The 10,974-nt window shown below is 39.5% G+C and carries 12 protein-coding genes; 8 read left to right on the top strand and 4 right to left on the bottom strand.

What is annotated here, in order from left to right; all coding sequences use genetic code 11:
• Window positions 1-156: 156 nt before the first annotated feature.
• Genes ALFOR1_RS01475 through rph form a run of 3 tightly spaced genes read right to left on the bottom strand, consistent with a single transcriptional unit; the run spans window position 157 to window position 1,968 of the window.
• Window positions 157-540: a diacylglycerol kinase gene (locus tag ALFOR1_RS01475; RefSeq protein WP_104641825.1), complete on the bottom strand. Its 384-nt coding sequence runs from the start codon at window positions 538-540 to the stop codon at window positions 157-159.
• Between the two features lie 57 nt (window positions 541-597).
• The gene (gene pyrE / locus ALFOR1_RS01470) at window positions 598-1,242 is read right to left on the bottom strand and encodes an orotate phosphoribosyltransferase (RefSeq protein ID WP_089348836.1); all 645 of its coding nucleotides are present in this window, start codon (window positions 1,240-1,242) and stop codon (window positions 598-600) included.
• 12 nt (window positions 1,243-1,254) lie between these two features.
• Window positions 1,255-1,968: a ribonuclease PH gene (gene rph, locus ALFOR1_RS01465; RefSeq protein ID WP_104641824.1), complete on the bottom strand. Its 714-nt coding sequence runs from the start codon at window positions 1,966-1,968 to the stop codon at window positions 1,255-1,257.
• A gap of 163 nt (window positions 1,969-2,131) precedes the next feature.
• Here rph and ALFOR1_RS01460 point away from each other — a divergent pair, with 163 nt between their 5' ends.
• From ALFOR1_RS01460 to ALFOR1_RS01435, 6 genes are all read left to right on the top strand, one after another.
• Window positions 2,132-2,992 carry a YicC/YloC family endoribonuclease gene (locus ALFOR1_RS01460; protein ID WP_058548745.1) on the top strand — a complete coding sequence of 287 codons (861 nt, stop codon included), beginning with the start codon at window positions 2,132-2,134 and terminating at the stop codon, window positions 2,990-2,992.
• Window positions 2,993-3,111: 119 nt separating this feature from the next.
• Window positions 3,112-3,732, top strand: a complete 621-nt coding sequence (gene gmk, locus ALFOR1_RS01455) for a guanylate kinase (RefSeq protein ID WP_104641823.1) — start codon at window positions 3,112-3,114, stop codon at window positions 3,730-3,732.
• Between the two features lie 124 nt (window positions 3,733-3,856).
• Window positions 3,857-4,132, top strand: a complete 276-nt coding sequence (rpoZ, locus tag ALFOR1_RS01450) for a DNA-directed RNA polymerase subunit omega (RefSeq protein WP_058548747.1) — start codon at window positions 3,857-3,859, stop codon at window positions 4,130-4,132.
• A 128-nt stretch (window positions 4,133-4,260) separates the two neighbouring features.
• A complete protein-coding gene (gene spoT / locus ALFOR1_RS01445; RefSeq protein ID WP_058548748.1) occupies window positions 4,261-6,366 on the top strand; it encodes a bifunctional GTP diphosphokinase/guanosine-3',5'-bis pyrophosphate 3'-pyrophosphohydrolase in 2,106 nt (701 codons plus the stop codon).
• A 12-nt stretch (window positions 6,367-6,378) separates the two neighbouring features.
• A complete protein-coding gene (locus ALFOR1_RS01440; RefSeq protein WP_024600049.1) occupies window positions 6,379-6,771 on the top strand; it encodes a RidA family protein in 393 nt (130 codons plus the stop codon).
• Between the two features lie 148 nt (window positions 6,772-6,919).
• Window positions 6,920-8,527: a DUF342 domain-containing protein gene (locus tag ALFOR1_RS01435; RefSeq protein WP_104641822.1), complete on the top strand. Its 1,608-nt coding sequence runs from the start codon at window positions 6,920-6,922 to the stop codon at window positions 8,525-8,527.
• A 33-nt stretch (window positions 8,528-8,560) separates the two neighbouring features.
• Here the strand turns inward: ALFOR1_RS01435 and asnA are convergent, their stop codons facing one another.
• Window positions 8,561-9,556 (bottom strand): aspartate--ammonia ligase, encoded by a 996-nt coding sequence (asnA, locus tag ALFOR1_RS01430; protein ID WP_104641821.1) that lies wholly within the window; start codon window positions 9,554-9,556, stop codon window positions 8,561-8,563.
• A gap of 198 nt (window positions 9,557-9,754) precedes the next feature.
• Between asnA and asnC the strand changes: the two genes are divergently transcribed.
• Both asnC and trmH read left to right on the top strand, forming a co-directional pair.
• The gene (gene asnC / locus ALFOR1_RS01425; RefSeq protein WP_104641820.1) at window positions 9,755-10,213 is read left to right on the top strand and encodes a transcriptional regulator AsnC; all 459 of its coding nucleotides are present in this window, start codon (window positions 9,755-9,757) and stop codon (window positions 10,211-10,213) included.
• Between the two features lie 41 nt (window positions 10,214-10,254).
• Window positions 10,255-10,941 carry a tRNA (guanosine(18)-2'-O)-methyltransferase TrmH gene (gene trmH, locus ALFOR1_RS01420; protein WP_058548752.1) on the top strand — a complete coding sequence of 229 codons (687 nt, stop codon included), beginning with the start codon at window positions 10,255-10,257 and terminating at the stop codon, window positions 10,939-10,941.
• Window positions 10,942-10,974: the final 33 nt, after the last annotated feature.

Raw genomic sequence — 10,974 nt, 5'->3', positions numbered from 1 at the left:
CATTATAGGGAGATCCGAAAACAGATCAACCCTTTTTTGAAGAAAACGTGAAATAAATGACTGTTCGCTGAGTATTTGAGCTAAACATGCTAAAAACACAACATAACTAGCACTTTATTAACATTCTAGGTGTATTAATTGGTTTATCTAGAGGGTTTACTGAAACAGCTTTATATAGAAACTTGCGCCCCACACGATCATAAGGATCATTAATGAGAGGGTTACCGCTGCAGATCCCATATCTTTTGCACGCCCTGATAACACATGGCGTTCAGTACTAACGCGATCTGTTAATGCTTCGATTGCTGAATTAAGTAGTTCTACAATTAATATGATCAGTAATGTACTTACTAACAATGCCCAATGTAATACTGATGAAGCTAGCCAAAAAGAAATGGGTAGCAAAATAATGCTAAGTAGCAACTCTTGTCTGAAAGCCGCTTCTTCTATAAAGGCCGCTTTGAAGCCGAGGTATGAACAATACGTTGCTTTAAATATACGCTTTATACCAAAGCCATTAGGTTTAAATACATCTTTCATTATTAGCTCTATAAACTGTGGTCAAAATAAAGCCCCGCAATTGCGAGGCTTTTTTAGTTAGGCAATACCGTATTGATCTCGGTATGCTTTAACTGATGCTAAATGCTCGTCCATTGTACCTTGGCTCTCAAGGTAGCTAATAAGATCAGCTAATTTTACAATAGAGATCACCTTGGTATTAAAGTCGCGCTCAACCTCTTGAATAGCTGAAAGCTCTGCTTTACCTTTTTCTTGGCGATCAAGTGCTATTAATACACCACTTAAGTCTGCACCGTTATCTGCGATGATTTCCATTGATTCACGAATAGCAGTACCCGCGGTGATCACATCATCCACCAGCATAATTTTGCCCGTTAATTCAGAGCCTACTAATGTACCGCCTTCACCATGTGCTTTTTTCTCTTTGCGGTTAAAGCAATAAGGCACGTCTTTATCGTGATGATCAGCTAAGGCAACTGCAGTTGTAGTCGCAATAGGGATACCTTTATAGGCTGGGCCAAATAAAACATCGTACTCTATTGCGGCATCTTCAAGGGCCGATGCGTAAAAGCGACCTAAACGCGCTAAATCACGACCTGTATTAAAAAGTCCTGCATTAAAAAAGTATGGGCTAGTGCGGCCTGATTTAAGTGTAAACTCGCCAAATTTTAAAACCTGCTTTTCTAAAGCAAATTCAATAAACTCTTTTTGATAATCTTTCATTGGGGTACTCGCTTATGCTAACGCTTGTTTTTGAACGTCAATAATCTCACGGATTGAATGTTTAGCTAACGTAAGTAGCTCATCTAATTCGTCGAACGAGAATGGTTCGCCCTCTGCAGTACCTTGTATTTCAATAATTTTACCTGTTTCGGTTAAAATTACGTTCATGTCAGTCTCAGCAGCAGAGTCCTCAATATACTCTAAATCACTAATTGCTTGGCCGTTGTAGATACCAACCGAAATAGCAGCAATCATGTGTTTGAGGGGGTTTGAATTGATCATCCCTTTTGCGCGCATGTGGGTAAGTGCGTCAACTAAAGCAACACATGCACCGCTAATAGAAGCTGTACGTGTTCCGCCGTCGGCTTGGATCACGTCACAGTCGATAGTAATCGTATTTTCGCCAAGCGCTTTTAAATCTACTGCAGCTCTTAATGCGCGAGCAATTAAGCGTTGAATTTCCATAGTACGACCACCTTGTTTTCCACGTGCTGCTTCACGAGCATTACGAGTATGCGTTGCGCGAGGTAACATGCCATATTCAGCATTAACCCAACCCTTGCCTTGGCCTTTCATGAAACGAGGTACACCCGCTTCAACCGTTGCAGTACAAAGTACTTTGGTGTTACCAAACTCAACAAGTACGGAGCCTTCAGCATGTAAAGTGTAATTACGTGTAAATGTAACTGGTCTAATTTGGTTAGGTGTTCTTTCGCTTGGACGCATGGACGATCCCCTTTATTCTGAATTTGCGACATTATAAGTGCATGTGAAGGTAGATGCCATGCTGATTGTAAAATATTCAGCCTAATAAATTTTCCCTAGAGGTTAAGTGGTGTTACGGTATAATCACTGCAATATTGAATTTACAAATTTTAGGAACTTATCCATGATCCACAGTATGACTGCTTATGCACGTCGCGAAGTAAAAGGCGACTGGGGCACGGGCACTTGGGAAGTACGCTCAGTGAACCAGCGCTACCTTGAAACATTTATTCGCGCACCAGAGCAATTTCGTGGCATGGAGCCAGTGATTCGCGAACGATTACGTAAGCATCTGCAACGCGGTAAAGTTGAAGTGTTTTTAAAATTTGTGGCAAACCCAGCGCATGTTGGCGAGCTTTCAATTAATGAATCACTCGCTGAGCAATTAATAAATAGTGCTAAATGGGTGCAGCAACAAAGTAATGGCGACATTAACCCTGTTGATATATTGCGTTGGCCTGGTGTTATGGAAGCACAAGAAATAGATTTAGATACTGTAAATAAAGCGCTTATTACAGGATTTGACCAAGTAATAGAAGATTTTAAATCTGCTCGTGGTGATGAAGGTGCAAATTTAGAAGAAATGATTGCAACTCGCCTTGATGCAATACTTGAGCAAGTTGATGTAGTAGAAACTCATATGCCAGAGATTGCAAAATGGCAGCGTGAAAAGCTTAACCAAAAGCTTGAAGACTTAAAAACAGACATTGACGAATCTCGCCTTGAACAAGAGCTTATTTATCTTGCTCAAAAACAAGATGTTGCCGAAGAACTAGACCGCTTAAAATCGCACGTAAAAGAAACACGAAAAATTCTTAAAAAAGGCGGAGCATGTGGCCGCCGTTTAGATTTTATGATGCAAGAGTTTAACCGCGAAGCAAACACCCTAGCGTCTAAGTCTATCAATAGTGATATTACTAATGCAGCTGTAGAGCTAAAAGTGCTAATTGAGCAGATGAGAGAGCAGATTCAAAATATTGAATAATGCTATTTCAATTTTGTGACTCACTTGAGCACAATTAGCTAAATAAAGTACAATAGTGTCATTAAAGGCTTGGGTTATTTTTGTAACTCAAGCCTGTTTATTTTTAAGTAGAGAAAAACATGGCTCAAACTCGCGGAAACTTATTTATTCTATCTGCGCCTTCTGGTGCGGGTAAATCTAGCTTAATAACGGCATTACTAAAAAAGCATGACGATATGAAAGTATCGGTATCGCACACTACACGCTCACCTCGCCCTGGTGAAGAAAACGCGGTTCACTATCACTTTGTAAGCGCCGATGAATTTAAAGCGTTAATTGCCAAAGATGATTTTTTTGAGTGGGCACAAGTGTTTGATAACTACTACGGCACATCAAAGCAAGCAATTGAATCGCAGCTAGATGCAGGTATTGATGTATTTTTAGATATTGATTGGCAAGGCGCGCAACAAGTTCGTAAGATTATGCCAAGCGTACAGACCATTTTTATTTTACCGCCTTCAAAAGAAGAACTTGAGCAACGTTTAAATAACCGCGGACAAGACTCAGCTGAGGTAATTGCTGGGCGTATGGCACAAGCACAATCAGAAACCTCGCATTATAATGAATACGACTTTGTAGTTGTAAATGATGAATTTGATACTGCTCTGAGTGATATAGAAACTATTGTGATGGCTCAGCGTTTAACGTTAAAAGCGCAGCAAAACCGCCATCAAAACTTACTAAGCAGCTTACTTAAATAACTAAGCGGCGTTTAAATCAGTATTAGATATGTAAAACTGATAAAAATTAACCACTGGCTATTGGCGAAACTTGCTCCTTGGAGTAAACTACGCCTTTGCTTTTAAAATATTTTGGAGTGCTGAGATGGCTCGCGTAACAGTTGAAGATGCAGTAGATGCAGTTGGTAATCGTTTTGACTTAATTTTAGTTGCGGCTCGTCGTGCCCGCCAAATTGCTGTTGGTGGTAAAGATCCACTAGTAGATCCTGAAAACGATAAACCAACGGTAGTTGCTTTACGTGAAATTGAGTTAGGTTTAGTTGATAGTTCATCAATGGACGTAATTGACCGTGAAGAACAACAACACCAAGAAGCAGCAGAATTAGCTGCTGTTGCTGCCATTGTTGGTGGCAACCAGTAATCGACCTCCCGGTCTGATTTAGCCAACGGCGCAGTATTTCTACTATAGCCGTTGGCAATCCTCTATTTTCATCGTATATTCTTAACTTACCGTTACCTAATTTGCTTCACGAGAACATTGGAGTGTGAATGTATCTTTTTGAAGGTCTTAAAAAGAAAATCTCAGAATACTTGCCCGCTGCTGATGTAGAGCTGGTTCAAAAATCTTACGTGGTAGCCCGAGAGGCCCATGAAGGACAAACTCGCTCGAGCGGCGAACCTTACATTACTCACCCCGTAGAAGTAAGCCAAATTCTTGCAGGAATGCACCTAGATCATGAAACGCTCATGGCCGCGCTGATGCATGATGTAATTGAAGACACCGATTTTAGCCAACAAGATTTAGCTGAAATTTTTGGTGAAACAGTGGCAGAACTCGTTGAAGGTGTAAGTAAGCTCGATAAGCTTAGCTTTAAAGATAAAAAAGAATTTCAAGCTGAAAACTACCGTAAAATGATTATGGCTATGACCCAAGATATTAGGGTTATATTAATCAAACTTGCTGATAGAACACATAATATGCGTACATTGGGCGCCCTTCGTCCAGATAAACGTCGACGTATAGCACGCGAAACGCTCGAGATTTACGCACCAATAGCCAACCGTTTAGGTATTCACGATATTAAAAATGAGCTTGAGGATTTAGGTTTTCAGGCTTTATACCCTATGAGACACCGTGCGCTTAAATCAGAAGTTGCAAAAGCGCGTGGTAATCGTAAAGAAGTTATTTCTAATATTCAAAGCGAAATAGAAGCACGTCTTGAAGAGTCGGGAATTAAAGCCACCGTATCAGGACGTGAAAAGCACCTATATAGTATTTATAAAAAAATGCTTAATAAAGAGCTACTATTTAACGAAGTTATGGATATTTACGCGTTCAGAATTGCCGTTGATTCTATGGATACGTGTTATCGCGTATTAGGTGTTGCACATAACCTTTATAAGCCAATTGAAACGCGCTTTAAAGACTATATTGCAGTGCCAAAAACAAATGGCTATCAGTCTTTACATACTTCTTTAGTTGGCCCACACGGTATACCTGTTGAAATTCAAATTCGTACCCACGATATGGATCATATGGCCGATAAAGGTGTCGCTGCACATTGGATGTATAAAAAAGCAGGTGATGGTGCTGGAAATACAGCTCAGCAACGTGCTCGCCAATGGATGCAAAGTTTATTAGAGCTACAGCAAAGCGCTGGTTCATCATTTGAATTTGTTGAAAACGTAAAAACTGAGTTATTCCCAGAAGAAATATACGTGTTTACGCCTGATGGTCGCATAGTAGAGCTACCAATGGGCGCAACTGCTGTTGATTTTGCTTATGCTGTACATACTGATGTAGGTAACACTTGTGTAGGTGCACGCGTTAACCGTAAGCCACACCCATTAAGTAAGCCGCTTGATACTGGGCAAACCATAGAGATAATAACAAGCTCAGGCGCCCACCCTAATGCGACTTGGTTAAACTTTATTGTTACTGGTAAAGCACGTTTGGGCGTTCGTAATTACCTAAGAAGCCAACACCACGAAGAAGCGATGCTTTTAGGCCGTCGCTTACTTGATTCTGCGTTAGGCGAAAACAAACTCGATAGTATTGCCGATGAAAACATTGCCAGAGTACTTGAAGAGCATGAGCTATCTACAGTCCTTGAGTTACTTGTTGAAATTGGCTCTGGTAATTTAATGAGCGTATTAATAGCTAAACGTTTATTGCAAAACGACAATGACGATTTAACTGATATAACTAACCAGGCCAAGGCGACCATTATTGGTACAGAAGGCATGCTAGTTAATTACTCTAAATGTTGTCGACCTGTACCTGGGGATGCTATTACAGCGCATATTAGCCAAGGTAAAGGTCTCACTGTTCACCGTCAAGAATGTAAAAACATTCGAGGCTGGGAGAGTGAGCGCTCTAAGTACCTAGTTGTAAAGTGGGACGACAACCCAGAAAAAGAATACATTGCAGCTCTAAGAGTTGAAATTATTAATCATCAAGGGGCATTAGCTAAATTAACCAATGTTGTAGCTACAACCCAAGCCAATATTGTAGAAATTGCCACTGATGAAAAAGAAAGTAATTTATACGTGATAGATCTAGGAGTCACCGTTAAAAACCGTGTCCATGTTGCTAACATTATGCGCCGCATTCGCGTTATGCCTGATGTGCAAAAAGTCTATCGTAAAAAGTAAAATAGGAAAAACATGAATAAAGCATTTATCTCTACCGACAAAGCACCTGCAGCAATTGGTACATATAGCCAAGCAGTTAAAGTTGGCACTGCTGTTTACTTATCAGGTCAGATCCCATTAGTGCCTGAGACTATGGAAATGATCTCAGAAGATTTTAGTGAACAAACACATCAAGTATTCAAAAATATTACTGCAGTATGTGAAGAAGCTGGCGGAAAAATTCAAGACTTGGTAAAAATTAATATCTACCTTACTGATTTATCGAACTTTGCTACAGTTAATGAAGTAATGAGTCAGTACTTTAAACAGCCTTACCCTGCACGTGCAGCGTTAGGCGTTAGAGCACTACCAAAAGGTGCGCAAGTTGAAATAGACGGTATTATGGAATTGCCCTCTACTAACTAAGCTTTACAGGCTATGGCTCTGCTCCATAGCCTTTTTTCCCTCTTAACATTTCGTCCACTCTCATTTCTTGACTCAAATACTATTTTCTAGCACTCTGTAATTGTTTTTTATAAAAAATTTAACTTAAGTAGTAGAAAAGGATCAACTAGTGTTTAAGCTTGCCCAAAATGGAAATGTTTTACTTGATGTAGGGGAGCACGTGCCTCCTAGCGCTGCATTTATTATTGAGGCGCTTGAAAAGTCGACTTTTTGCGACTGCAAAATCGAGCATGACTCAATTAATGACTTTTTTAAAAATGAAAGTGCTGATAAAACACTGGTAGTTGCAAGTAAACATAACGCCGTATTAAATGTCACTATTAGCGACGATAAAATGCTAGCTATTGGCGAACTGACTCTTGCTCAGGGCGGCAAGTTATTAAGCCTCGAAGAAGCTAAAAAACAACTTATAAAGGCAGGTATTGTTCGTGGTTATAAGCAGGTTTTTTTGGAGCAGTTATTACAAAAGCAATTTGATAACGAAGCAGGATCATTAGTTAAAGGCATTTTAGCTAAAGGCAGGCTCCCAAGTGACGGTTTAGCAACGAAGCTCATAACCACTGTAGAAACCCTAAAAGATCGCTTAAAAGCACCAAAGCTAAAAGAAGATGGCAGTGTTGATATGCGTGACTTTGGTAAGCTGGCGAGTGTGGAGCCCGGCTCTGTGCTTATTCGCCAACAACCTGCTACCCCAGGCAAAGAAGGTTTCACTGTACTAGGCGATATACTTCCGGCTAAAGCGGGTGATAGTAAGCAATTAGTCGCCGGTGAAGGCACTGAAATATCAAAAGTTAATCCACTAGAACTGGTATCTACTATTGCTGGCGTACCTGTTGAAATTAATAATGGCATGCGCGTAGATGACATTTTTACTATATCAGATGTAACAGTGAAAAGTGGCCATATTGATTTTGAAGGCAGCGTTATTGTTACCCGTAATATAGAGCCTGGGATGAAAGTAAGCGCTAAAGGTGATATCACTATTTTTGGCACAGTAGAATCAGGTGAGCTTACCGCAGGCGGGAACATTACGGTTAAACAAGCTATTATTGGGCATCAAAAAGCTGATGATAAAACGCTTTCTTGTAAATTAATTGCGCAGGGTGATATTCATGTATCCCACTCACAATATTGCTATTTAGAGGCACACAATATTTTTATTGACCGTCAAACAAGCCATTGTGTAATGAAGGCAAAGCGGCTATTGCAGGTTGGCCAATCTGATGCGCCTAAAGGCAAAATATTTGGTGGTGAAATACTTGATGCAACAACACTAATAGCAGGTGAGATTGGTAATGAGTCAGGTGCTAAAATGACTATTAACTTGGCGGCATCAGGCGCAGAAATAACAGCTGATACAGACAATTGTTTTAAAGACTTAGCAAAAACAGATGAGCAACTAGATACACTTCAAGCCGCACTAGAAAAAACAGATTTAGTAAAAGATGCAGAAAAAAAGAAACTGTTAATTACTAAAATTGGTGCAACCCAGCAACATTACTGTCAGCAAGCAGAGCAATTAGAAAAACGCCTATCGGCATTAGATCATGACCTGCATGACTTATTGAGCGATGCCAACCTTGCCGTGAACTCAGTTTTACACTCAGGGGTAGAAATTCATATTTTTGATAAAGTACTTAAAACTACCCGCAACTACCCACCATGTAATGTAAAACTTATAAATAATAAAATTGAAGTAGAATTTAAAACACATTAAGGATTGAGTGCTCACAGAGCACTCACTGCATTATTACAATAAGCCAACTACCGCATCATGTGTATGCTGCGGCCACACACCAACTTGTACTTGCCCTATATGCTGCTTTTGTAGCAATAACATAGCTACACGCGATTGCCCTATTCCACCACCTATAGTTTGTGGAAAATCGCCTTGTAGAAGCGCTTTATGCCAATCAAATTCTAAACGATCTTCATCATTAGTTATGCTCAGTTGTACCTTTAAGGCATCAGGGCTAACCCGTATGCCCATTGATGATATTTCAAATGCATCCTCTAATACAGGATTCCATACTAAAATATCACCGTTCAAGCCTCTATACTCATCAGCTGTAGGTGTAGACCAATCATCGTAATCTGGCGCTCTTACATCATGAATTTTGCCATCTCCTAATGCGCCACCTATACCGATTAAAAATACTGCGCCATACTCTTGTGCAATCGCTTTTTCCCGTTGCTTGGCATCAAAATCAGGATACATTTTGCGTAAATCTTCACTATGTACAAACGTTATATCACGTGGTAAAAACGTGTTTATACCAAAGCTGTCACTTACAAACTGCTCTGTTTTCTTTAAGCCTTTATAAATAGCTTTAACTGTTTCTTGTAATGTACTTAACGAACGTTCGCTCGTTTGGCAAATCACTTTTTCCCAATCCCACTGATCAACATATACAGAATGAATAGGGCTTAGTGAGTCTTCATCAGGGCGAAGTGCCTTCATTTGCGTATAAATACCTTCTCCAACTTTAAAACCATAAGTAGCGAGCGTTTTACGCTTCCATTTTGCAAGTGAATGAATAACTTCATAGCTGCTATCTGTAATCGCTTTCACTTTTACTGCAACTGCATTCTCGTGGCCACTAAGGTTATCTTGTGTGCCATCACCTACTTTAGCCAAGATAGGGGCTTGTACTTCAATTAGCCCTAGTTGCTGCTCTAATTGCTGCGAGAAAAACTGCTTAACTTTGCTTATTTGCTGCTGTTGCTGCATATAGTGTGAACTCATAATAATTGGCCTCATTCCCAGTTATTGTTACTTGTTTAATTGATAAAAAACATCTCAACAGATGCTTCTAATGAGGTTAATGTAACGATTTGAACATTTAATTCAATATCCTTTAATAAAAATAGCTTTATCTTATTAAATCAATTAATTTAACCCCCTCTTAAAATGAGAATTCACTAATTTAAGTAAGACAATCTAATGAATAATTATTTAATCGATAATCTCGATAAACATATACTTCACGCATTAATGGCAAATGCCCGTACAGCTTATGCGGAATTAGCAAAAAAATTCAACGTTAGTGCGGGCACTATTCACGTGCGAATAGAAAAAATGAAGCAAGCAGGCATAATCACCGGAACTCAATTAATGATAGATACTAAACAGCTTGGTTACGATGTATGTTGTTTTATAGGTATTAACTTAAGTAACGCACGCGATTACCCACAAACACTTATTAAATTAGAAGCTCTAGAGGAAGTAGTAGAAGCTTATTACACGACAGGCAACTACAGTATATTCATAAAAGTAATGACCAAATCAATTGATCATCTGCAAGATGTGTTGATTAATAAAATACAAGCAATAGAGGCAATTCAATCAACAGAAACCCTAATTTCTTTGCAAAACCCAATTAGCCGTACGGTAATGCCTTAAGCGTAAAAATCTCGTATAATTGCCGAAAAAAGAGGATAACCATGCAGCAAACTCGCTATCAAAGAATTGAGGGTGTACTTTCACGCCGTCAAACAGACTTAACCGTATGTTTAGAAGACGTACATAAACACCACAATTTATCTGCTATTGTGCGAAGCGCCGACGCTGTTGGCTGCCACCATGTTCATGCTGTGTGGCCAGAAAACCAAAAGTGGTTAACTAACAATACCTCTGGTGGCAGCAAAAACTGGTTAGATACGCACCTTCACAAAAATATTGATGATGCTGTTGCTTTAATGCGTGAGCATAACCCTGATGTACAAATACTAGCAACTCACCTTAGTGAAGATGCCGTCAATTACACAGAAATCGACTACACAAAACCAACAGCAATTATTGTAGGTCAAGAAAAAACAGGAATTTCTGAGCATGCGTTAAAACATGCAGATCAAAATATTATTATTCCAATGCAAGGTATGGTGCAGTCACTTAATGTATCTGTTGCTGCAGCACTTATTTTATTTGAAGCACAAAACCAACGCCAAAAAGCCGGTATGTATAACCGTAATATGTTAAGTGATGAAATTAAGCACCCTATGTATTTTGAAGGCTACCACCCTGTTATTGCCAAACAATGCAGAATGAAAAAGTTGCCTTACCCGCCACTTGACGAAAATGGTGAAATAATTGCGAGTGAACAATTTTGGCAAGCGTTAAAACATACTTGATGGACTAAGGCTCTGTAAGTACACTTAACTCAC

Source organism: Pseudoalteromonas carrageenovora IAM 12662, from assembly GCF_900239935.1.
GTDB classification, from domain to species: Bacteria; Pseudomonadota; Gammaproteobacteria; order Enterobacterales; family Alteromonadaceae; genus Pseudoalteromonas; species Pseudoalteromonas carrageenovora.
This window is presented reverse-complemented; position numbering and strand designations above follow the sequence as displayed.